A 25,792-nucleotide genomic window follows, 5' to 3' on the forward strand; every position below is an offset into this window, starting at 1 on the left:
CAGGGTTTCCCCCATTGTGCAATATTCCCCACTGCTGCCTCCCGTAGGAGTTTGGGCCGTGTCTCAGTCCCAATGTGGCCGGTCACCCTCTCAGGTCGGCTATTGATCGTCGCCTTGGTAGGCCGTTACCCCACCAACTAGCTAATCAAACGCGGGTCCATCTCACACCACCGGAGTTTTTCACACTAGACCATGCGGTCCTGTGCGCTTATGCGGTATTAGCAGTCATTTCTAACTGTTGTCCCCCAGTGTGAGGCAGGTTACCCACGCGTTACTCACCCGTCCGCCACTCAGTCAATTTAACTTCCATCCGAAAACTTCCATTAAATTGCTTCGTTCGACTTGCATGTGTTAAGCACGCCGCCAGCGTTCATCCTGAGCCAGGATCAAACTCTCATGTTAAAGTTTTGATTCCAGTCAAAATTCGCTTGGCTAATTTTAACCGTTATTACTGTTGTTTTGGTTTTGTTCTGAATGTTCTCTTGAACTTCAAGGCTTAACCAAAAGCCTTTGTTCTTAGAATTTTCAGGGTTTTACATACTGTTCAGTTTTCAAGGTTCTTTGTGTTGCCTCAGCAGCAACTTTTATAGTTTATCAAAAGTTTTTGCTTTTGTCAACACTTTTTTATTTTTTTTACAAATCCACGTTTTTTCGAAATTTTTCTGAGTTAATCAAGAATCTTCAAATCATTTCTTTCGTTTCGCGTTTTGTTTTTGTCCTTGTCTCGAGGACGTATGTTATGATACCAGAGCATTCCCAGAAAGTCAAGCATTTTTCTAAATTTGCTATTTTATATGTTTTTTTGTGATTTTTAAGAATATTCTGGCATCATTTAAACAGAGCTATTTCTATATTGCTGTTCTTTCTTCTACAATTTTATCTTCTCATCAGCAGCCGGAACAGTTCTGACAGGTTCTGCAATCGCGTGCTGTCTGGCTCTATTGATTTTCATTGCCTTCCCGGGTTTTCTTAGCAATGTGTTCCTTCTTTCCCATCCGTTCTGCTATCTTTCTGGCGCTCTCGGTCACTGCCAGACCGCCTTCACTCGTCTCGCGTAAAGCAGCCGGAAGCGCATTGCCGATCCGGCGCATGGAATCGACGACCTCGTCTGCCGGGATCGCGCTCTTGATTCCCGCCATTGCCATCTGCGCGCTGACCGCCGCATTGACGGCGCCAGCGGAATTCCGCTTGATACACGGAACTTCAACCAGACCGCAGACCGGATCACAGGTTAGTCCCAACATATTTTTGAGGGCAAATGCCGCTGCATTCGCGATACACTCCGCATCGCCGCCCTGCAGATATGCCAGCCCCCCTGCTGCCATCGCACTTGCTGAACCAATCTCCGCCTGGCATCCACCCGATGCACCGGCGATGCTCGCATTTTCTGCAATAACCGCACCGATTCCTGCACTGACAAAGAGTGCCTCGACCATCCGGTTCTCCGTTTCCTTACAATATTCCTCATACGACAAAAATACCGCCGGAATCACCCCGCATGCGCCCGCCGTCGGAGCCGCCACGATTCGTTTCATACAGGCGTTGGACTCTCCCATTTTCACCGCTTTTTCCATCACAAGCCCCATGTATCCGCCCGCCAGGCTGCGACCGGAGGCGTTGTATGCGTGCAGTTTTTCTCCGTCGCCGCCCGCCATTCCACTTGCCGAGACGATCGAGCCGTCGTATTCCTGATCTGCCTGACGCATCGCCTGATACATCTGCCGCATTGTTTCAAACGATTCTTCCACCGTCACCTGGCGTTCCTGCACATCTGCCAGAAGAACCACCTTCCAGAGCGGAATTTGATGTTCGTTCGCTAAGCGGACCAGATCACTCACTGAATGATATAACATTTCCATTTTCCCGTTCCATTCCTTTTCTTATATGAACCTTTCCTATCGAAGACTTAAATATGTTACCTTTCGGATACCCTCCTGACGGCGCAGCCACACAAGCCCTTCTTCCGGAATCTCTTGATCGCACTCAATAACCATCACTGCCATGCCGCCGCGCGCCGCACGGTAGAGCTGCATCGTCGCAATATTGATCGATTTGTGCGCCAGCATCGCCGTCACATCCGCCACATGTCCCGGCTGATCGTCATTGTGGACAACCAAGGTTGGATAACTGCCGGAAAAATTGGCTTCAATCCCATCGACCTTCGCAATATTGATCCGGGAACCGCCCAGTGATTCACCTACTACTGTCAGACTGCGCCCGGAAATGCCCTCAAGCTCCAGTTCCGCCGAATTTGGATGCGCCTCTTTTAAATTAGCTTCCTCAAAGGAAAACTCAATCCCTTTCTCCTCTGCCAGGTGAAAGCTGTCCGGAATCCGCATGTCGTCCGGCACCATTCCTAAAAGTCCCGCAATCAGCGCTTTCTGGGTTCCGTGTCCGGTTCCCGTTGCCAGAAATGAGCCGTACAGGCCAATCCTTGCCCGCTTAACCGGTTCCCCAAGAAGCTTCTGCGCCACAAATCCAATCCGAACCGCGCCCGCTGTGTGGGAACTGGACGGTCCGACCATCACCGGACCTACTATATCAAATAGATTCATATTTCTTTCCTTTTCTCTCGTTTACTTCGCCAGGTAGCCGCCATCCACCGGGATTACCGCTCCCGTTATATATTCTGCCGCGTCACTCGCTAAAAACACGGTAATTCCTGCCAGATCCTCCGCCTTCCCCCAGCGGTGCATCGGGATCCGCGCCGTTACCTCTTCATACTGATCCGGATTTTTGGCTTTCATATCCGATGTGAGCTTTGTCTCCATATAACCAGGTGCGATCGCATTGACGGTCACACCACGCGATGACCATTCATTGGAGCAGGCTTTCGTGAGCTGCGCCACACCGCCCTTACTTGCCGCGTATGCCGGTATCATCACACTTCCGAAGAAGGAGGTCATCGATGCCACATTAATAATCCTGCCGTATCCACGCTGCAGCATATCCCGCGCCGCCAGCTGAGACATCTGGAACATAGCACCTAAATTTACTCGCAGAATCCGATTCCACTCTTCCATCGGAAAATCTTCTGCCACGCACCGGTGCTGAACTCCCGCACAGTTTACCAGTATATCCGCCTGACCATCAAGGCTTTCCACCAGACGCTTATAGATATTCGGAACCTCCTCTTCTCTTACCAGATCTCCCACTATTCCGTGAACCACCACACCGGTTGTCCGTGCAAGCGCATCAGCGCTCTCCCGCACCTTCTCACTTGTTCCCAAAATAGCAACCTCCGCCCCAGCTCTGCACAGTCCCTCTGCCATGCCATAGCCGAGTCCTCTGGTTCCGCCCGTGACGATCGCTTTTTTCCCCTTTAAGCTAAATAAATCCATGAAATCGCGCATCTTTTATTTTCCCTTTCAAAAGCACACATCTGTAAACAGCCCCTCTGCTGCAGATTACGAACTAGCAATATATTTGTTTTTTATTTCCATATATAAAAGCTGCCGCGAAACAAGATTTTCATTCTTTTCACAGCAGCTTTTTTACTTTTATTCAATGTATTTTCTTCCGCTGCCTGACTGGCTGCATCGAGCGATCCGCTTATGCCAGCTTTTCGCCGGTCAGCATCTCATAGCTCTGAAGATATTTTTCAATGGTCTTGTCTACAATCTCCTGCGGGAGTGTCCAGTCATTGCCCGGATGAGCGGTCAGCCAATCGCGTGCAAACTGCTTGTCGAAGGACGGCTGGGAATGTCCTGCCTCGTAGCCCTGTGCCGGCCAGAAACGGGAGCTGTCCGGAGTCAGCATCTCATCACCAAGAACGATGTTGCCATTCTCATCCAGACCGAACTCAAACTTGGTATCTGCGATAATGATACCTTTTTCCAATGCGTACTCCGCACATTTTTTGTAAAGTGCAATCGTGTATTCACGCAGCTTATCTGCATACTCCTTTCCCTTGCCCGGGAAGTATTTTTCCAGATGATCTACGCTCTGCTCATAGGAGATGTTTTCATCATGATCGCCAATCTCTGCCTTAGTGGACGGTGTGTAGATCGGCTCCGGCAGTTTGTCAGACTCTTTTAAGCCTTCCGGCAGTTCAATTCCACAAACCTTTCCGGTCTTCTGGTAGCTTGCCCAGCCGCTTCCTGTGATATAACCGCGGACGATGCACTCAATCGGAAGCATCTCAAGCTTACGGCACATCATGCTCTTTCCTTCGAATTTCTCCTGCTGGAAGAATTCCGGCATGTCTTTTACATCTACGGAAATCATGTGATTCGGGATAATGTCTTTCGTCAGGTCAAACCAGAACTTGGACATCTGTGTCAGTACCTTGCCTTTGTTTGTCACTTCATTATGTAAGATAACATCAAAGCAACTGATACGATCCGTTGCAACCATAATCAGGCTGTCTCCATTGTCATAGATTTCACGGACTTTTCCTTCTTTAATCGGTTTCATCTCCTGCATTTTTTGCACCTCATTCTTAAATTTTATGGTGGAATCCAGAGCCCCCCTATATCACAAATGTACAGCTCTGTATCCTTCTATCTGATAAATTACCACTTACCCGCCCTTATTGTCAAGACTCGCCTCCCCGTTTCCTCCTTAAATCCCAACAATTCAGCATTTTACCCTGTGAAAGGCGGTTTGGTATGAATTTTTCTACGCCATTTTCTTCCAAAATGGAATAGTAAAAATGCAGCGTTATCTGCCGTTCTTCCCTGCTTAAAGAAGAGTTGGCAGATGACACCGCATTTTATCAATTTACCATTTATTATGTATATGCTTCGGATTCTCAGCCCGACACACTCTTACTTATTTCAGAGCTGCAAATCCACGCTCCAGATCCTCGATGATATCGTCGATATGCTCGGTACCAATGGACAGACGGATGGTGTTCTGCTTAATGCCCTGATCTGCCAGCTCCTCGTCAGTCAGCTGGGAGTGTGTTGTGGTTGCTGGATGGATAACCAGGCTCTTTACATCTGCTACGTTTGCTAACAGAGAGAAGAGCTGCAGGTTGTCGATGAACTTATGAGCTTCTGCCTGTCCGCCCTTGATCTCAAAGGTGAATATAGAAGCGCCGCCGTTCGGGAAATATTTCTCATACAGTGCATGATCCGGATGATTCGGCAGAGACGGATGATTAACGTGCTCTACTAACGGATGTTTTGACAGGTACTCAACAACCTTCTTGGTATTTTCTACATGACGGTCGATACGCAGAGACAGTGTCTCAGTTCCCTGAAGAAGCAGGAATGCGTTGAACGGGGAAATCGTAGCGCCCATATCACGCAGAAGGATAGCACGGATGTAGGTGACGAATGCTGCCGGACCTGCTGCCTCTACGAAAGATACGCCGTGATAGCTCGGATTCGGATCTGCGATTGCCGGATATTTGCCGCTTGCTTTCCAGTCAAATTTACCGGAATCTACGATAATGCCGCCCAGAGTGGTTCCGTGTCCGCCGATGAACTTGGTAGCGGAATGCACGACAATATCTGCGCCATGCTCGATCGGGCGAATCAGGTACGGTGTGCCAAATGTATTGTCAATGACTAACGGAAGTCCGTGTTTGTGTGCAATTTCAGCAATCGCGTCGATGTCCGGAATATCACTATTCGGATTTCCGAGAGTCTCCAGATAGATAGCACGGGTATTTTCCTGAATTGCCCCTTCTACCGCTTCCAGATTATGAGCATCTACGAAAGTTGTAGATACACCGAAATGGGAAAGTGTATGCTCTAAAAGATTATAGCTGCCTCCGTAGATGGTCTTCTGTGCTACGATGTGACCGCCGTCTGCTGCCAGTGCCTCGATTGTATATGTAATAGCAGCTGCGCCGGATGCGGTTGCCAGTGCTGCAACGCCGCCCTCCAGTGCTGCGATTCTCTTCTCAAATACATCCTGTGTGGAGTTGGTCAGACGTCCGTAAATGTTACCGGCATCTGCCAGGCCAAAACGTGCTGCCGCATGGGCGGAATTTTTAAATACATAAGAAGTGGTCTGATAAATCGGAACGGCTCTGGAATCGGTTGCCGGATCCGGCTGCTCCTGACCTACGTGTAACTGAAGAGTCTCAAATCTATAGTTTCCCATCTCAAAATACCTCTCTTTCTTTTCTGAAAGTTTATTTCCTAGTATGTAAATTCGTTTTTATTTTATATTCATTTTTTTATTTAAGCAAGCGTTTTTCCATTTATTTTCAAGCTTTCTATAAAATAATTGCTTTTCCGCATTATTATATTTGCTTATGCAAATGTATATTTGGCTTTTTGGGTAAATAAAAAGCCGGACCGCTTAATCTTCTTTAAGCTCCCGGGCAAATGGCTTGCATCTTAAATCGTTGTCATTCTCTTGAACGGCAGATATGCAAATTTACCTGACCATATAAAATGCCCGGGAATTACACATTCGACAACAACACATCAGATTTCCGTTCCATACAATATTCTGTCTTGCCATTGTATCTGCCTCCTTTTCATTTTCATGTTCTTTCCGAACTCGATGGCTTAATGATACTCTTATAAACCAACTTTGTCAATAGGTATTAGGAAAAAACTTTTTTTCTTTGTTTTCCACGCTTTTCTCCTTGAAAGTCCTATTACCTTGCGTTATAATTGGTTAATAGTAAGGAGGTTACCGAATGATATCAACAAAAGGAAGATACGCCCTGCGCGTTATGATCGATCTGGCGGAACAAAATTCTGCTGGATATATACCACTGAATGAAATTGCCACCCGTCAGCAGATTTCTGAAAAGTATCTGGAAATCATCTTGAAGGTTCTGGTCAAAAATAAATTACTGGAAGGACAGCGCGGCAAAGGCGGCGGTTACCGTCTAACCCGTCCGATTAATGAATATACCGCCGGAGAGATTCTGGAACTGACCGAAGGCTCTCTCTCTTCCGTTGCCTGCCTTGCACCGGATGCGCCGCCGTGCGAACGTCAGACAAGCTGTGTGACCCTGCCGATGTGGAAACGCTTTGATCAGGTTGTACACAATTTCTTCTATAATATTACTTTAGAAGATCTGGTAAAGGAAAGTCAGTCTTTGCCGAAAAGTACGAATTAGCATTTATAAATGAACGAAGGCATTCCATTTTGACCGAATGCCTTTTTATATATAGATTTTTCTATTTATTTCAGTATTGAAGCATCTCAAACGTTATTTTTTGATGCCTTTCCGTTCTTTTGCCCGCTCGAGCAGTTTCTCCGCCTCTTCCAGCGCTCCCGGAAGATACGCTTCCGTCCACTCTTTTCCGGCTTTTTCCTGCTTCTTGATTGCATCCCAATCCGTGACCGGTTCTCCCTGTTCGGACAGCATCGACTTACCAAACACGTGCGGATGGCGGCGGATCATTTTTTCGCTGGCACCATCCATGACCTCCCGTACCGTAAACAGTCCTTCTTCCTCCGCGATCTGCGCGTGAAGAAGAATCTGCAGCATTAAATCCCCCAGTTCTTCTTTCAGGTTCTCCGCATCGCCGGTCGCCTCCCAGATATTGATACCGCCAATCACCTCTGCCGCTTCTTCAATGCAGTACGGTTTCAGCGATGTATGCGTCTGCGCCCGATCCCACGGACAGCCGTCCTCGGCACGGAGATGGCGGACTACCTCGCAGAAGCGCATGAACGATGCGGCGCGGTCATTTTCTTTTTTTATCTCATTTGATTCTCGTTTCATTCTCTCTATCCATTTTCTTGTCTGCTTTTATTTCTGAGCTTGTTTATATGCCTATTTTGTAGCTGTTCAGTACCTTCACAGCCACAAGCAAAAATCCATTAAAAATTGCCTACGGCAATGGGATTTTTGCCTGCTGACCCATATTTTCGTACGGTCAGCGCAGTAAATGCGCTGACCTACTGAACAGTTACCCCATTTTTTTATTATATTCCAAATTTTGCTTTCTGTCAGCCGTAAAATAAATTTGTAATTGACAGTCTGATATTTTTCATTTACAATATAATTATAACAAAACAGATTCTTTTATTTATCGGGACTCCTGCCCGGATGCTCCCTTCGTAAATAAGAGCCATGAATCTTACAGGATACGTGGGTCTTTTTTTATTGCACATGATTCCGATACAGCTACCATACCGGACTGCTGCCAATCTTTTTTGATTTGGAAATTATCCAGTAAATAAGCGCTCGGATCATCCAGATAGAAAATCCCCTGTCAATTTCTGCACAATGCAGTATACCTGGAGGATTGATACCATGACTTTTTATGAAACTTTAGATTCAATTATGAAACAGGATTTTGGCGGTCGCGGACTTTTAGCATCTCTGCCTGCTTCCCCACTTGCGGCTGTATCTGCTTCTCTCGCCCATGCGAAAAGAGCCGTTCTTCTGACCGGTTTCCCGGTTCGAATGCCAGACGGTTCTATTACCGGCGAGACGGATGGACCTTCCGGAACTGCCAACCTCGCAGCAGCGCTGACGGCAGCTGGCTGCGGCGTGTCAGTCGTAACCGACTGGTCTTCTTATCCGCATCTGGAAGCGGCTCTCCGCTTCCGCGCTCCGCAGGCAACCTTGATCCGTCTGCCGGAACAGAATACGGATAACTTTATCCGCACCTTTATCCATGATGCAAAACCGACCCATCTGATCAGCCTGGAGCGCCCAGGTAAAGCTGAAAACGGACATTATCACAGCATGCGCGGTGAACAGCTCGACGACATGATCACGGATTCGGCTCTTTTCCTGTCTGCTGCCAGAGAAGCTGGTGCCACGGTCATTTCCATCGGAGATGGCGGCAACGAGATGGGAATGGGGACTTTCCGCCGTGAAATTCTCGCAGGTGTTCCACACGGCGAACTTATCTGCACCGCAGAAGCAGCAGACCTGACGCTGGCAAGCGGCGTTTCCAACTGGTGGGGCTGGGGCATTGCCTCCCTGCTCTCCCTGGAATTAGGACGGAATCTTCTCCCCTCTGACCGCACCGAGACAGAATTGCTCCGCCGGGTTGTGGCAGCAGGCGGTGTGGATGGATGCACGAAAAAAGCGGAACTGACCGTTGATGCACTCCCTCTGGAGACGCATCTGAGGATTTTGCAGTCTGTCCGCGAATTGACCGATGAAACGCTTAAAAAGCAGACAGCAAAGAGAGAAACTCCTTATTTTTACAGAGAGCGGAAGGTAATGGCAGCTGTTTAGGGACTTTTGGTTTTTTATTTGTTTTCATTTTCATAAAAAAGACCTGCTTATGTATTTCACTATATAAGCAGGTCTTTTTTGAATGATTGTTTAATGCTCGCTTTTTACGCTTACAGTTACCTTTTATCTTCTCTTTATTTGCTCTTACTTTTCTTCTGCAGCCCGATATGCCTGTGTCACATTTTTCGTGATCGCTTCCGCTTTCCGGTCAGCCGCCACAACCACATGACTCAATGCAAGTAATGCCAAAACGTTCGGAATAACCATCAGCGCGTTGAAGAAATCTGCCAGAGCCCATACTAAATTTACCTTTAACATAGAACCAATGACAATACAAATCACTACGATGAAGGAATAAACCTTTGCCGCGCCCTCGCCGAACAGATATTTCGCATTCGTCAGACCAAAGAAATGCCATCCCAGAATCGTCGAAAATGCGAAGAACAGCAGGCAGATCGCAATAAAAATAGAACCAAAGTTTCCAAAGCTCTGCATGAATGCCGCCTGTGTCAGCGCTGTACCATCCTTGCCGGAGCTCATCGCATCCGTTGTCAGGACTGCAAATACGGTCAGATTTAAAATAACAAATGTATCAATAAAGACACTGATCATCGCACAAAGCCCCTGATGATGCGGGCTTTCTGCTTTCGCACGTGCGTGAGCATGCGGTGTGGAACCCATACCTGCCTCATTGGAGAAAAGTCCTCTCGCTACACCAAAACGGATTGCTTCGCGGACGGTGATACCAGCACCAGCACCCATTACCGCTTTCGGATCAAACGCGCCCTTGATGATCATCATAAATGCTGTCGGCACGTGATTGATATGAAGACCAATCAGAATCAGGCTTCCTACAATGTAAACGCCTGCCATAACTGGCACAACCTTCTCTACCACAGCTGCCAGACGTTTGGTTCCACCAATGAAAATGAATCCTGCCAGTACTGCCAGCACAAGACCGATCGTGATCGGCGGAATATTGATTCCATATACCTGAAATACCTCTGTAAACGCAGCACCGATCGAGTTGGACTGTACCATATTGCCCATAAACCCAAGTGCTAAAACAATAAAGATAGCAAACAGAGTGGATAATACCTTTCCAAAATTACCTTTAAATGCCGCCTTGATGTAGTAGACAGGTCCGCCTGTCACCTCACCATTTACCTCTGTTTTGTAGGTCTGTGCCAGAACCGCCTCGGAGTAGATGGTCGCCATTCCGAAGAACGCGCTCAGCCACATCCAGAAGATTGCACCCGGACCGCCGCCAAACAGCGCTGTCGCCGCACCTGCCAGGTTACCAGTACCAACCTGTGCTGCGATCGCCGTCATGATCGACTGAAACGGGCTCATTTCCCCTTTTTCATGTTTTTCTCCGTTCAGGCTGAAATGTCCAAACACATGCTTGCAGCCCTCGCCAAATTTTCTTACCTGGATGAATTTGAGACGAATCGTGTAATAGATGCCCGTTCCACACAGCAGAATCAGCAGAAGAAAACTCCACAGAAAATCATTGCCTTTGTTTACCAGTGTCAAAATCGTGTCCATTTTTTATCCTCCTCTATGTTTTCGTTACGATTCCGGCTCTTTTGTAAATCCGGGATCGAGTAATAAAATAAGAGCTGATACAAATCAGCTCTCCAAAGAGTAGAACATATGCATACAATAGAACTCATCCCCTGGTTCCATTGTGATTGGTTGTATGCCCTGTCCTTTTGCCTGAGAGATCAACGAATACCATGGACGTGCATCCGTCTTACACCTTCGGCGCTCCTTCTTGGAGACTCTCCAGAGTGTCCCTGCCTGACTGACCTTCGATCACTCGTCAGGACGGTTCAGTAAACAGGAACGAACTTATGTGAGGTATGCTATCACATTTCTTCTGCTTTTTCAACTGATTTTTATAAATTATACGAAAATCCTCAAAATATTACGGTTCGCGACACGTTTTCCCCCTTTTCATTAAACTGCTCATACTTTTCCCCAATCAAAAGAGAATCCATCTGCGGGTATGCACCATCTTTTAAAATATACGATGGAATTTCCCCTTCTGGCTGCCATCCCGGCTTTTTCCCTCCCCATTCTTCCCGGTTTTGAGCTGCCTCTGCCTCCGTCACTTTCCTCCATGCCGATTCTGCTGCCTGACCACGCTTTCCCTGCTTTGTCAAAGGAATCACTTTAAAATGATATACGCCCGCAGTCTGCATCAACGGTACAAAATCGTACTGTTCAGCACTCGTCCGATGCGGATGTCCGACACGCTTCGCATCCCGGTAAAGCATCACCAAATATGCCGAAGCCCCCGGCGCTTTCTTCCACCTGCCAATTCCTCTTTTCTCCCAGTCTGCTGCATCCACCGTTCCTATTATCTCTCCGGCATCCTGTAATTCGATCGTCAAAAGCAACGTAGTGCCATTATCTTTCCGAACTGCCTTGCTGCATACCGCGCCAAGCCCTGAAAACTGGATGTCCTCCTGGCGAAGGACGGAAAAAGAATCATCTGCGTCGGATTCCAGTTCTATTTCGTATAGAATTTCCGGAGCAGGTTCTTCTGCATGGATTTCTTCTATCTTTCGTTCTTCTAAAGAAACTTCTTTGGTACCTATATTTTCAGAGTCGGCTTGTATGCTCCCTTTATATTGTTCATTTTCTTTTTTTCCCACCTCTGCCCCATCCATCGCCGGTCCGCTTGCCGGATCACCGGAGATTCGTTCCACACCAGTGACGCTATATGCCCTGTCCCGGCTTTCCGCCTCCAAAACAGGCATTCCCATTTCATCCAGCTCTTCTGCTGCCAGCCGAATCCTGACCCGATCGATGGATGCTGCGGCAGCGGAGAAACATCCCGCAGCCGTCTGGCTCAGTACGGCTGCTCCGAAGAGCAGCCCTTTCGCCATCTGATTCATAAAATTCCTCCTCTCCCACTTTATGTGCTCTCGAAATCTTTCTGTGCTTGATTTTGTAAAATGTTTTTTGTTAGCCGCAAAAGCAAGTGCAGAAAAGACTCCGAGAGTACATCTTTCTTCTGTTCATTTTTCTCTTATTTTTTTACTCCTCCTTGCCCTTATCATTCCTCTCCATATTCTTTTTTATATTTTCCTCCTTTCTTAGCCGCTCTACGAGCGCCAGTCCAGCCCCAGCGCTCATACATATCAGTCCAATCACCAGTTTCCACTTCCAAATCAGTGAAATCACTTCATTCAGACGCTCTTTTTCGTCCTCAACCTGATAAGCACCTTCTACTTCCCAGGTGGCTGATTCTCCATATCCCATCTTCGGAAGCGGCTTCATCTGTCTGCCGTCGAGAACAATTTTCCCATCTCCACAGATCGACTCTGGCACATGAACTGTTAAATAGCCCTCTTTCAGATCTTCTATCACTTTCTTTGGATGTTCCGGCTGACCGTGTCCCGGTCGCCCCGGATTCTCCGGCTTCAAGCAGTCATACATCCGCACAACCGTCACCGTTCCGCCCTCTGAAACCGTAAATGAAACTGGTTCGGCTTTTTCGTAGCCCTCCGGCGCTTCCAGCTCTTCCAGAATATAGCGGCAGCCCTCCTTTAAAATGCCCTGTATGCATTTCTCCTTTTCTTCAGAAATCCATTCCAATATTACCTTTCCAGTCTCATCAGAAATCCTCAGGCGGGCACCTTTTACAAATTCGCTATCTCCTTTCTGCTCCCTCCATTTCCGCTTCTCCACCTGCACTTCCGTCGGCCTGTCATACATCTTCACCTGATCGACTCGACCGTCCAGTGATACCGTAAATGTCACTTTTTCTGCTTTCCAGTACCCATCCGGCGCTATTTTTTCTACCAGCACATAGTTTTTTCCAGCGTTTAACTTTCCTTTTATCACATGGGCGCCCCGATCAGATACCCACGAATCAACCAAGGTTCCGCCTTCCTTCTCCTCCCAGAGTTCCATCCGCGCCCCCGGCAGTTCCTTTTCTCCCGTCACACTGTATTTTGTGATTTCCACGTGCGTCGGCTTATCCTGCATGGAAATCCGCTCGACCGTTCCATCCTCGGAAACAGTAAACGGAATCTCTTCCGCATACGCAAATCCATCCGGCGCTCCCGTCTCGCGCATTATATAACTCTTTCCCGGTGTCAACGTTCCAATTATCTCATGAGGATGATCCGCAGAAATCCATGATTCGATTACATTTCCAGACTGATCCAGAATCTCTATCTGAGCACCCGGAAGCTCCGTTCCGCCCAGATCTGTCTTTGAAAAGACCAGCTTTGTCGGGGAATCTATCATTCCAATTCCATCTATCTGTGCATCGTCCCCCAGAGAAAAAATCATCTGATTCGACTCCACCTCTTCCGTTTTTCCACCGTCCAGTTCCAGCAGTTCAACCAGGCGGTATCTATTCCCACGTTTGAGCACTTCGCGCACCGACCGATCATTCTGATGAAATTCCCAGAGCGCTGTATTTCCCTGCCGAGAGGTTCGTCCCGTGCTTCCTGTACTCTTCCACTCGATCGGCAGTCCATCCGGAGTCTGTGCCGGAACTTGTGCCCGAACCTCATAGTTTGTTTCCCACGGCATTCCTGTCAAAACAACCGATTCGCCACAAGAAAGCGTCAGGCTTCCTCCACTTCGCAGCGTTCCCGATTTAGAACCTGTGTACGAAATCAAGCCTGGAAGCTCTTTTCCCTCCGCATTCTTTAAGTATAATGTATATGTTATATCTACCTGCCTTAACAACGCCGCGGCAGTTCCCGTCACCCGTCCGGCGATAGCAATTGCGCCTGGAGATAGAATTGGATGGAAGGATTCATAGCTTTTGCCCGTTTTTCCCCATATCGTTGCCGTTACCGTCATACCAGAATGATTTTCCTGTCCGTTTTCATTTATATGCTCTCCAACCAGAACAGTCACCCGCAAAATGCCTCCTGATCCGGCTGCCACATTCTCTATATTCCAATACCAGGATTCGCCTATTTGTTCCGCTCCGCCCATCGAAGCCGCTGTCATTAGTTCACACCCAGCTGGAATTTCCAGTCCAATCTTCATATTTTCTTTTTTATCTGACTGGTTCCGATATGTAATTTCATATACAATTACACTTCCCGGCAGCACCGCTGCTCCATCTTTTCCAATCGGGGAAACGGCGCGGATGCCACAAGGGTCGCTGTATTCCGGATTTCGTATTTCATGGATATATCCCAGGCCATCTCTGTTTTCCGGGATCCAGCTTTCTACTTCCCTGCCATCTGTCTCTTTTTGATCATATTCTTCCAGACGATACCTCGTTCCTTTTAATGTTCGAAGCGTCAGCGGATAATGTCCGTTCTCATCCCAATTCAGGCGGAATGTATTTTTTCCTATCGTCCGGCGGCTGCCGTCACTGAACTCAATGATCTCCCGCAGTTCGAAACGATGTCCTTCCGCCACCCCCTCTTTTTCACATTTTTCTCGTTCCAGATAAGGCACAGAAGCTTCCATCAGTGAAGAAAGTACAAATTCTTCCCCACTGTCCAAATCCCACAGAGTTCTCACCAGACGAAGCGCTTTTCTTCCCTGCACCTGCAGAGACGTTATGCTGTCAAATAAACCGTCTGCTGTCTCTGTCTCCAGCGCATTTACACCATCTCTGGCTGCGTTAATCCCCCTGCCTGTATCTGACACCGTGAAAATCATCGGTTTCTGCACAGTGTATCCATCCGGCGCTTCCAGTTCTTTCAGAAGATACGTGTGCCCGGCAATCAGCTTTCCTTCTATCACGTGTGTTTTCCCATCGCAGATCCAGGTTTCCAATGCCTCACCCGCTTCAGTGTACACACCATCCAAAAATCCCGCTTCATACACTGCCAGCTTTGCTCCTGACACAAAGAGACCCGTATCGAAATCCAGCTTGGAAATTTTGATTTTCGTTGTTTCATTCGGCACCGTCAGATCATACGTTAGCACCTCGCATTCCTTCTGATCTTCCATCAGCACCTCGTACACGCGCGGAATAAGTTGATATCCATCCGGCGGCATCGTCTCACGGACTTCGTAATGGTACGGAATCCAGCTTCCATTCTCCCCTATCGTTCCGATTGGCAGCAATGGGCTTTCCGCCTGACCGCTCTCGTCTGTCTCCATCTGAACCTTTTCTCCCGTCTCTCTGTTTTTCACTTCAAACACCGCACCTGCCAGTTTTTCCTCTGGCTTTCTCTCATCCACCTTTTCAACCCGAACCCGTCCCTGTTTCAACGTATTAACCGCTTCGATTGTCTCCCCCGAAGCAGCCGCCACCGTAAATTTCTTAGGTTCCATGAGGCGATAACCTGCCGGTGCCGAAAGTTCCACCAGATAATACACTCCATAGGCAATCGGAGAAATCCGATGCGGCTTCCAGTCCCCTGCCTTCCAGCCTGCCGGAATCTCCTGTTTTTCTGCTTCTTCCTCTGTAAATTTTCCATCCGATCCAGAAATCCAGCGTTCCACTAAATATTCTTTTTCCTGCATCAGGCTTCCATCCTGTGCCGCCCGGAAAACAGCAAGTTCTGCGCCTGCCAGATAAATTGCCTCTTCGGATGCCTCTCCTGAGCTTCCCAGCTTGGAAATATAGACAGACTTTGCCCTATTTTCCAGCCCGTAAAGCTGAATTTCAGCAGTTTCTTCGACAATCACCAGCTTCGGTGCTGCTTTCTGATAGCCGCTTGGTGTTTTCGTCTCCACCAGAACGTAATAGCCTTTCTTTCTGTTCGAAGCCAAATCATTTTTCGTCGGATTCAGCGGTAAATAATCAATTCGGTGAATCCCATCGGAGGTATCATAACTGACCAGAGTTCCCTCCGCCTGGTAATTCCATCGGAAATCATAGCTGTAGCCTGCTTTTCCATCTAGCTGCAAATTTTTCGTCACCTGAACAAGCACCTGTGAACCATTTCCCAGATTCCAGAGCTGACGCACTGATTCGCCCTGTTCTGTCGCCGTTTCTTCCTGTTTTTCAGCGGTATATCCACACCATGTAACCGTGTTAAACCTTGTATGATATTCTGCATACAGCTTCTGATAGCGGGCTGCAAAGCTGTCGCTTCCTTGGCTGTAGGCTTTCGCATCTTCGGTCTTCCAGCTCGTCACCCGTTTTTCCCGGTCATAGCGCGGTGTTCCATCCGCTTCCATGACAATTCCATTTTCATCTGTCACTGCCTCGTACAGGGTCAGCTCCGCCGCATATGCATTCGGCAGACATTCTTTTTTTCCATCCTTCTCCTCATATTTGAAAAAGGCAGTTTTTATATGATCTTCCTGCATCGTGATGAGCTGCAGCTTAGAAGTTTCCTGGATTTCCACCTCCATTTGATTTGTCAGATATCCCGGAGGCGTCTCTATCTCCCCGAGAATATAATCGCCTGCCGGAATCCCCTCCCATGCCATTGGCGTCTTTCCGACGGTCCATTTGGCAGTCACTGTCTTTTTCTGGTTTCTCTCATCTAGTACCGTCCAGTTCGCCGGAAGTTCCCCTTTCTTTTCCAGATAACACCCGGACGGATGTGCTTCCAAATCATCACTCGCAATTCTTTTTGCTGGATAGAGCGCTAACACGGCTCCTTCCACACTTGAAAACGTATAACCTCCTTTTCCTTCCTCCCAGGTCTTAGAATCCGATTCGTTCAAAATGCGATCATAGTCCCGGACTGGCTGCTGATATTGTTCTGGCGCGTCGATCTTTTCAATCTGCACCGTGATCGGGCGGTTAGTAAGGCGCAGCTCCTGTACTTCACAGGTTTCCTCTACCGTAATACCTGTCGGCATCCGTTTCGCATAGCCGGATGGGGCACGCGTCTCCTCTAAAATATACACTCCCACCGGAACGCGTTTTAAAACGTCCACCTGCCCATCTCTGATCCGTGTATGGAACGGATCGTTTGGCGTTTCATCCCCGGTTATCCAGCTGTTTTCCATCAGATACGCCTCCCCCTGACGGTGGTACAGCGGTCGATCGTCTTCCCGGTTTTCCGGATCATTTCCAATATCATAGAGCGCTGCCTTCAACTGCAGATCCCATGCATTGGCATTGTAAGCTCTGAGAAGATCGCTGTATCGGTAACGCACATAATCGCCATCCCGATCATAAACGGGATATCCTTTGATATAGGTCTGATCGGAACGCTGGTAATAAACCGGCAGCCCATTTTCATTCAAAACCGGATTGACATGGGGCTGCAGCAGACCTCCGTCATATGTTCCAATCGTGTACTCCTGTTCCGTATCAGCATACATCGTTGCCACGCGGCCGGTCTTTACCTTATCCCTGGCAATCACATTTCCATAGTGATCCTTAGATACCTGGATCACCCACACCAATGTTTTGCCGGTTTTCTCCTCCGTCACATATGCCATTCCCGTGTACGGTTCTACCTCGCTGTCCCGGCTTCCGTCTGATGCCAGATGATAGAATTTTGTCCCGGACGGAACGTATTCAAACCGCCTTTCTTTCCGACTGTACGCCAGTTTTTCATAGCTGGGGCTTACAATTTCCAGAAATGGAACACCGTCTTTCATCGCATAGATCGGTTCGCCGTCTTTTGGACGCACCAGTTCGCCCTTTTCGTTATAGGCATACCGCACGCCCCGGAGTGTCGTAAATACCTCCAGAGCCCCGAGATCGTAATATAAAATGTCTGTATCTTCGCGTTCAACCCGCTTGAGAATCCATCTGCCTTTTCCCTGGTCGTTGAACCGGTCATCCTGCGTATATCGTGTATAATTGTTATTTTCTCCTTCGCTATCTTCCCCCTCTTGATCTTTATCCCTCACATACAGAAGTCGGTTTCCCGCATAACCTTTCTGCACATACATCCGGATCACATTTCCAAACGAATCGCGCACCACATTGACACCGGCATACGCCCGATCCTCACTGTCCCCGTTCTTCTTTACCTCGATCGCATCATACAGGCACATCGATGCACCTGGAAGATAGCGGTTGAGTGCGTGCGCCGTATCTGGAACCCGATGCCAGATCGCCTTTCCAGTAAAAACCTGATCCTCATAAATCAGGTCAATCCACTCCCCGGCTTCCTGTTTTGCCCTCAGACTATCCAGCCAGCCCTTTGACCACCCATATCCAAGGAACGTTCCCGACGCATTGTACGCCAGTTCCAGATTTTCAAGACCATAACGGTTCGAAAGCTCGGTCAATGTTCCCTCTCGCCGATCATTCAACTCAAACAAAATCTCCGTTTCATCCTGTTTTACCTTCGCAATTTCCAGCCGGATCGGCGTATTTCCTACATAAATCCGCGCTACATCGCCCCAATCCTGCGGCTTATTGCCATTTGGCTCCGTTCCATCCGGGTTCTGGAGCATTTCCCCGTTGCCGCTTATCCGGGTTACCATTTCTTCATACACGGTAGCCGCCACCCGCTGACCGCGCTCTCCGTCCCGATAATACGTCACTTCATCCGAATACACTTCCACCGCTATCGGTTTCGTTCTCACGTATCCTTCCGGTACAGATAATTCACACAACACATAGGCTCCTGCTCCCAGCGGCTGCGGCGTGATCAGATATCCTGTATTCTGGTTGGACGGCAGAGTTTCCCCCAAACCACCAAAATCCTGCAGCGTCGAATAAACCCGGAATGTGCCCGTCCGCGTCCCAAAGGCATCCTGCATCACCACCTGATCGGTTTCACTGCAAATCGGAGTTCCTGCCGGGATTATGCCTGTATATTTTCCTGTATAAGGTGCTTTCCAGGGGTATTTTGACGGAATTAGCGTTTTCAAATCAACCGGCGCGATTTTCTTTGCCCCCATTGCCTCCAAAAATTCCCGGCTGGCTGTCACCTGTGTATCTTTTTCATAAAACTGCACCTCCCCCTCGCTGTACTTCGACGTGTCCCGGCTGGCGGCATAAATAGCGAACACCGCATCATCATGCAGAATATTCTCTCCCGTCTCCGAATCTAGTTTTTCAATCCGAAGCTTTGCAGCATAAAACGTATTCCGGTATTTTCCATCCGCGTAGCCGGTAAATCCCAACGCATCATAGGCAGACTCCGCCGCCGGTTCTGTCACACTGTAAGGCACCAATCCCTGAAAATACCGCCCGTCAAACCCGGTCAGCGCCCCGGTGATTGTCCTGACATGATCTTTCAGATAAAATCCCGCCGGATTGTTATCATCCGTCTTCTCTCCATACGGATATTCCACTGAATCTGCCCACCCTGCCTGCTCTGAGACCGAACCATAGCGGTAATAGCTTTCTACCTTCTCGTTGCTCCGGTACCGGCTGTTTGCATTTTCAGACCGATAAATGTCCTTGTACGGCGCCATTTCCCTCTGAGCGGGCGAAAATCCGCTGTAGTCATAGCTTCCGCCTGGATAGGAGATCGTTCCCTGCCGTTTATCCGCATCCAGACCATACTTATAAATCTCATAATTTCCATCCTGTCCATGTGCGCGGATCACATATTTCCTCAAATCCGCCTGATTTGTATCTCCCCACTCTTCATTCATCCGGATCTGATAGTTCGCCGCCAGCGTTTCCGGCAATGCCGAGGCGTCATATTGATAATCCGCTGACTTTTTTTCCGGAGATACGAGGTTTCCACCTGCCTCATAAACCGACGGGACTTCTATTTCTTTCGGCTGGTCGATCTGGTAATGCTGATTTTTGAAATCTTCCAGTGCTCCCGAATACGGTTGCTGCTCGACTGCCACATAGGTTCCGTAAGGAAGGTATTTCGAAACGCCGTAATAATAACTTTCCTCGGATTTTTTTAAGTTTTCCGCTGACAACGTTGTTTTGTCCCGATCGGAACCTCCATTTTCCGCGCTGTCCCACTCAATCGCGTATAAATCGTCCAAATCATAGGAGAAAAACGGCTTCAAATATTCCTCTGCTTTTAAAATTGCCTGATATAATGCTTCATCATAGATATAATCCGGATAGCTTTCCTGTTCTCCCGATGCTTGAATGTTCTGCTTCTTTACCTCATTCTTCAAATACCAGTCAATCGCAAACTGACGGACAGCATCCGACCGTTTTGCATTTTCTATGGCTGCTTCTGACGTACGGCTCTGATTCTGTATCGCCGCATTGTTATGATGCACCGGATCTTTTGTTTCTCCGCCGCTGCTTCCAAAAATACCCGTACGGATCCACGCAAACGGCTTAAAGGATGTATCTGCTGCATCTGCCCGCTGCCATTTATCCCGGTTCGCCACCGCCATCGCATCGAAAAATTTCTCATACTGATAGCCTGGAACTTCCCGTACCGCTCCCGCTCCATCTTCCTTGATCCGCATGACTGTCTCAAGAAGTCTTGTATACCCCTGATTGACCTCTTTCGAATCCGCGATCTGCCCGTCTTTTCCATATTCGTACAGACGATCATTTGCCGTCACTGCGCTGTCCCAGACATTGTTATTGACGGAACCAGCCGTCTGGGAATCTTTTTTATGAGTTACCTGCGTGAAAATTTTCTGAACCGGAGCAAAGGATTCTATAAGCAGCGGAAAATTCTTTTTTACCTCCGGCAACGAGACAACTTCTCCATCCCGATTCATCCACACGATTTCGCCATCCGTATTCCGGTACAGACGTTCCAGATTGGATTTCAAATAGAGCTTAAAACGGAAATTTGGCAGTGCCGAAGCGACATTTTCCTTCCCTCCCTCTTTTTCCGTAAACAGATCGGTATGTCCACTTTCCGCATAAGTGTTATGTGCATAGGTGTTCTCCGGCGTCGTCGCTATATCTTTGATGATTTTTATCTTTTGGCGGATCACACGCTCCAGTACACCCAGCGGTTCTTTTCTTGTCCCGGCATCCTGATAGGTGGTCTCCTGCCCAGGGTATGCCAGTGCCACCGGGACCACATAGGAATCATCCCCTATCAAGCCAGAACGTCCAGAATCGATATATGCCTTTGCCCGCGCCTGTTTTACCCACGTGTAATAGCTGGAACTGTTCATCTGGTGACCGGCAAAGAAACCATTTCCCAGCATTGCGGCTTCTTCCTCGTTCAGTGTAACCTTCTTCTCTTTCAATACCGCCTTAAATCCCAGCTCTTCCAGCACACCTGCATTTGTTTTTTTTACACCAAAACTGTCGGTAAAATTCGCGTTGATCTGCAGTATGTATTTTCCGTCTGCATTCCGCTCTGCTGCCTGATGAACCCATTTTGTCTCCGTCACCTCCCGCTGCTGTGTTTCTGTCTTTTCCTGGTAAATAAATACCCGGATCGGCTGCCCATCCGCATCGTGCGGAATTTCCCCGGTTTTGTAATAGACATTTACCTCATTTTCCTTCGGAACAATCGTACCATCTCCCTCAATCGCAGCATCGGTCTGCAAAAGTGCCGACGCCATCACCTGATTTCCAGCAGTTGTTTCCCTGTAATCGGTATACGTTCCAAATGCGTCCCGCTCGCGATTATTTGAATATGGTATATACACATAACGCGGACACATTTCCATATTATCCGGCAGCCACTCTGCCCGGTGAAAAATCAAGCTGTCTTTCTCCGGATCACTTCCCAGTACCATAAAATTTTCCGGTATTCCTAAAATTCCTGCATATACCGTAAATTCAAACGAATCCGAATACTCATGCACCGCGTCCAGACCGCCATAGCTGATATATGGATGGGTATGATAAAAATCCAGAATGGAAGTGATCGCGTCTCCCACTGTCATTGAAATTCCATCTTTTGTTTTCGGCACCGCAATCGTCTGAACCGGAGAACCATACACTATTTTTTCTGCCTTTTCTCCCGGCGTCACACCGCTGACGCCGTACACGTCCCGCTCTCCTTCCCGGACACCCCGGTCAAATACGCCGGTATAGATACTGGAATATGCATTTCCTCCTGCTCCCGGTATTCTCGGCGTTGTTTTCGCATGTCTGCGGAGTACCCGCTCAGCTTTCCCTTTCAGATAACAAAAGTCATCCACATCAAATGTCTTTACCAGCTTGTCCGCATTTTCTTCCTCGGTCATTCCCGTTTCTGCCTGCAAAAGAACTGATTCCACTGTCTCCGGCACAAGTTCCTGCACCCGGACCTGGCGCATCCACCCCGCCGCATACTCAATCGGAACTTTTTTATTCATCGGCGTGCCATCCGCATTGTACTTTGGATACTGATAGTCGTTCTCTGCCACTGCCAGTTCCCCGGTATAAACTTTTTCATACTCACCTGTCCCAGCTTCCACCGAAACCGTTCCTTTTCCCTCGTCTTTTCGATAAAAGCTCACGCCCTCCGGCAGCCCTGACACCACAATCTCATAAACTCCCTCTTTCGTGTTCTTCGACTCTGCCGAAAAGAAAATTTCATTCGTATCAGCGCCGCCATCGCCTGCCTGCTCTTCCCCGTACATCTGCATGGAAATATGGGCATATCCTTCTCCCGGTTCCAGGACCGCTGCCTCCAGATCCTGTCCCAGGTTTGTAACTGCGTGAAGTTTATTTCCAATCGAAAGTTCAAAGCCCTCGGATCGGCTTAATTCCTTGACATAATATTCCCCCATCAGAAGCGGGCGTCCAATCCAGGCATTTCCATTCTTTGACGTATTGTTATAATAAATCCGCTCCCAGGCTTTATCTGCCGTATAATCATCGATCGCCGCATCTTGTGTATACAGATTTCCCGGCGCTTTCTTTCGCCATCCATCCGCTGCATCCGCAATTGTCCCCTTCGAATAATCATAGGTTCGCCCCGGCGCCTCTGTACATGCCAGAAACGAGGCATCGCCATTTTTGTCTGTCGTCGCCACCGCCACCAGATGATTGGCCCGGTAAACTACCCCTGTTTTCCCGTCCGGATGCAGCAGATCTTCTGCTGCAAACAAGCCATACACTGCACCTTCCAGCGTTGCATCCCCCTGTGAGTCCCCAAGCGCATTGTAAGACTCATTTTCGCCCTTTTTCAGATCCAGATCCTTTTTATTGATATGTACCTCGCCCTCTGTCCGGTGATCGTAGATCCTCCAGGCATCTTTCTCGCCGTCTGCCCCATTGCAATGGCTGAAATTGCCAGCACTTCCCGGCTCTATCGCTGAACCCACACTCGCGGAAACAAGCGCCGATTCATAGGCTGGGAAAAATAGAGACTCTGCTGCCGCACCCGCCAGTGTTTCCGTTCTTTGTGACAACTGCGGATTTTGATACAACGAAGAAGGTAAATGCCAGCTTGTATAAAAACCTGCCTCGGTTGTCAATAAATCTGAGCCGGTTGCCATATATCGCCGAATACTTGCACGTTCCGCTTTTTCTGCTTCTTCTAAATCATCATCCGCTTCATCAATAAACACAAAACCTTTCTGGACGCGATTTACCAGACGCTCCGAAATAGAGACTTTCATCTCCGAGGCAGTTGCTTCCTTCTTCTCCTGTGTCAATTTTCTGCCTTTTTCATTTATGTCCTGTTTGTTTTCACTTGTCTTACTCCTATTTCTCCCCGCTTTGCTTCCTGTATCTTGCGGTTTTTCTCCTATCTCCGCCTCCGACGGTGTCCCTTTCCCCAGAAGCGCTGCATCCAATGCCGTAAACAGAACCACCCTCTGCGGCAAAACACGCATTTTTAACGGCCCTGGAAATGCAGGACTCTCCCCCAGAAAAGCCGCTAAATTTTCCCGGATCGTCCAGCCAGACGCACTTCGACGATCCCAGCCATTTTTTTCAGAAATTCCTGCCTTCGCCTCACTTTCTCCATTCTGATTTCCGGAAGCCTCTCCGATGCCCTGACTCCTTCTCACACTCTTCGTTCCCAGCACCACATCACGCGAATATCCGCCTCCAAAGGCTGCATTTGCCCCATGCTCAGATGCATCGGTTGTGATAATCTCAATTGGCAGGTCATCTGCATGTTCATCATGCAGAATATATCCATCCCGCGCTTTAAATTCTTTCCAGGTATAACTGTACTTCATGGAAATGAACTTCTCATACGTCTGCCCACAGTCCTCCTGGCAGCCAGACTTTGCATACGAAGTTTCCCCGTCTGCCCCTGTCATCGGTCCCGCATCGGGTGTTTCTCCCTCGGAGCCGCCGTCTGACGCGATACCTTCTATCTCCCCTGCATCGACCTCCTCCATTATCCAGTGGAAATGGACGCCCTCAAAGTCTCCGCCCGCCTTTCTTTCACATTCCTCTTCGCACAAAAGCCAGCTATTTGCCAGGCGGATATTTTCTGCCTGCGCCGCCTCAATCTCATCCTCATTGATGACTTCTCCCTCTTCGTCCTCCTCTTCCTCTGGAACAGGTACAAAGGCCGGCGCCGGATGACCGTCACAGAATGTCTTATCATAGTGATAACCGTGTTCCACTGTCTGGGAGGCGTAGCCATCGCCATCTGTTACCGCCGAACCCACTTGTCTGAAACCATCCCAGAGAACCGGCTCATCCTGATAATGACTGGCATATGGTTCTCCGCCCTCATACAATTCGGCAGCTCCGTCCCGCTCAGTATTTACCCTGTTCTTATCGTCAAAGCGCTCAAAGAAGCCAAACCGCGCCCCTTCCAGCGCTTTCCCTGTCTCATGATCGTATTTATACATCTGTAGATTATAGGTGGAAGTAAAATCCTCTTCATGCCTAAATACCTCAAACTGAATGCCTCCCTGCTCCGGTACCGGGGTTGGATCGCCCGCCAATGCAGCAAAATAATTGACCGGAACCATTCCGAGCTCCATCCATGCCATCCGCTGATGAATCCACGGATCACTTTTGGCAGGCGTTCCGCCTCCGTGTGTCCCCGAACAGGTCACACACTCCCAGATTTGAAGCGACTGGTCAATCGCCTCCTCCGCCGAAGCATATCCCCCGCCGCCCGAAGCGTATGGGGTTCCTTCCACCCGGAAACGAATCAGGGCTTTCGACGGTTTTGGATTTGGATTTTTAAATACAATCTGCGAGTCGGTTTTTGTATACGTCCATCCATCGGTCGGAACCGGACTGAATGAAACACCGTCATTGTTTGAAAATTCAAGCGGTACAGAACGGATAAAATCCCAATCCGAGCCATCCGGCGCAAACGACAGCGTCAGAGTCGCCGCATCTACCTGTTTTGCCGTTCCCAGCGAGGTGCTGGAAGCTATCACATTTGGAATCTTTCCGCCGCCGACACCGGTATTTTCCTTTCCGCTGCCTCCGCCAGACAGCATTCCTCCCATTTGCATGTACGCCTCACTATTTGACGCAGCTGCCTCCAGCCACGGATATTTTGCCCGCACAACTGGAACATAGAGGATTGTTTTCAGATCTTCCTCGGACACCATCTTGATAATTTCCGGTTTTCCCTGTGCTTTTGCTGCCACATTGATCGCCCGGATAAATGTATTTGCCTTTTCATCCCCCAGCGCGGCTCTGAGCGAGAGCATCGCCCAAAATACATATTTCTGTTCCTGACTGCTCAGCGGAACGGATGCCTGGGAGGGACGGTGTGCTTCATAGAGATCCCCTTTTTCTGCAATTCCCCAGATCGCATAACCGCCCTTATCGATACAATAAAGCTTGTGTCCCAGCAGCGTATCGCCATGGGCTGTCGTCAGTGTTGTCTGCTGACCGCTCGCAGGTGCCGCTTTCGCCGGAAAAACCGGGAATCCTGGCAAAAAAGCCATTCCTCCCAATATAATTGCCAGTACAAACGCCATCCCCCGTTTCACATTCTCTCTGTACCGATACTCCCCCATAAACTTCCTCCTCGTTTTTACTGCCCCGCG

11 protein-coding genes, 1 rRNA gene and 1 riboswitch are annotated in these 25,792 nt (G+C 48.6%); of the genes, 2 read left to right on the forward strand and 10 right to left on the reverse strand.

All coding sequences use genetic code 11. The annotated features are described in order from the left end of the window. The 6 genes from C7U56_RS05080 to C7U56_RS05105 form a co-directional block, all read right to left on the reverse strand. Positions 1-402 (reverse strand): 16S ribosomal RNA (locus C7U56_RS05080); the annotation flags it as partial. Positions 403-938: 536 nt separating this feature from the next. Further along, the gene (sdaAA, locus tag C7U56_RS05085) at positions 939-1,853 is read right to left on the reverse strand and encodes an L-serine ammonia-lyase, iron-sulfur-dependent, subunit alpha (protein WP_107000970.1); all 915 of its coding nucleotides are present in this window, start codon (positions 1,851-1,853) and stop codon (positions 939-941) included. 42 nt (positions 1,854-1,895) lie between these two features. Then, on the reverse strand, positions 1,896-2,555 hold the full coding sequence (gene sdaAB, locus C7U56_RS05090) for an L-serine ammonia-lyase, iron-sulfur-dependent subunit beta (protein WP_107000463.1): 660 nt from the start codon (positions 2,553-2,555) through the stop codon (positions 1,896-1,898). Between the two features lie 21 nt (positions 2,556-2,576). Further along, entirely contained in the window at positions 2,577-3,341 is a 765-nt protein-coding gene (locus C7U56_RS05095) for an SDR family NAD(P)-dependent oxidoreductase (RefSeq protein WP_337539901.1), read from the reverse strand. Between the two features lie 211 nt (positions 3,342-3,552). Beyond that, positions 3,553-4,425 carry a phosphoribosylaminoimidazolesuccinocarboxamide synthase gene (locus C7U56_RS05100; RefSeq protein WP_022359439.1) on the reverse strand — a complete coding sequence of 291 codons (873 nt, stop codon included), beginning with the start codon at positions 4,423-4,425 and terminating at the stop codon, positions 3,553-3,555. Between the two features lie 348 nt (positions 4,426-4,773). Beyond that, entirely contained in the window at positions 4,774-6,057 is a 1,284-nt protein-coding gene (locus C7U56_RS05105; protein ID WP_107000465.1) for an O-acetylhomoserine aminocarboxypropyltransferase/cysteine synthase family protein, read from the reverse strand. Between the two features lie 547 nt (positions 6,058-6,604). Between C7U56_RS05105 and C7U56_RS05110 the strand changes: the two genes are divergently transcribed. Then, positions 6,605-7,033 (forward strand): RrF2 family transcriptional regulator, encoded by a 429-nt coding sequence (locus tag C7U56_RS05110; RefSeq protein ID WP_022359441.1) that lies wholly within the window; start codon positions 6,605-6,607, stop codon positions 7,031-7,033. Between the two features lie 93 nt (positions 7,034-7,126). Here the strand turns inward: C7U56_RS05110 and C7U56_RS05115 are convergent, their stop codons facing one another. Further along, positions 7,127-7,645 (reverse strand): MazG nucleotide pyrophosphohydrolase domain-containing protein, encoded by a 519-nt coding sequence (locus C7U56_RS05115; RefSeq protein ID WP_207655659.1) that lies wholly within the window; start codon positions 7,643-7,645, stop codon positions 7,127-7,129. Between the two features lie 534 nt (positions 7,646-8,179). Between C7U56_RS05115 and C7U56_RS05120 the strand changes: the two genes are divergently transcribed. Continuing rightward, positions 8,180-9,118, forward strand: a complete 939-nt coding sequence (locus C7U56_RS05120; protein ID WP_107000466.1) for a DUF4392 domain-containing protein — start codon at positions 8,180-8,182, stop codon at positions 9,116-9,118. A 144-nt stretch (positions 9,119-9,262) separates the two neighbouring features. Here C7U56_RS05120 and C7U56_RS05125 read toward each other — a convergent pair whose 3' ends face one another. The 3 genes from C7U56_RS05125 to C7U56_RS05135 all read right to left on the reverse strand — a co-directional run bounded on the left by C7U56_RS05125 (position 9,263) and on the right by C7U56_RS05135 (position 25,762). Next, positions 9,263-10,666, reverse strand: a complete 1,404-nt coding sequence (locus tag C7U56_RS05125) for an alanine/glycine:cation symporter family protein (RefSeq protein ID WP_022359445.1) — start codon at positions 10,664-10,666, stop codon at positions 9,263-9,265. Between the two features lie 149 nt (positions 10,667-10,815). Continuing rightward, a riboswitch (glycine riboswitch) is annotated at positions 10,816-10,920 on the reverse strand. A 120-nt stretch (positions 10,921-11,040) separates the two neighbouring features. Further along, positions 11,041-12,024, reverse strand: a complete 984-nt coding sequence (locus tag C7U56_RS05130; RefSeq protein WP_107000467.1) for a hypothetical protein — start codon at positions 12,022-12,024, stop codon at positions 11,041-11,043. Between the two features lie 142 nt (positions 12,025-12,166). Further along, entirely contained in the window at positions 12,167-25,762 is a 13,596-nt protein-coding gene (locus tag C7U56_RS05135) for a SpaA isopeptide-forming pilin-related protein (protein ID WP_107000468.1), read from the reverse strand. Positions 25,763-25,792 lie beyond the last annotated feature (30 nt).

The organism is Clostridium fessum (assembly GCF_003024715.1).
In the GTDB taxonomy this organism is placed as follows: Bacteria; Bacillota; Clostridia; order Lachnospirales; family Lachnospiraceae; genus Otoolea; species Otoolea fessa.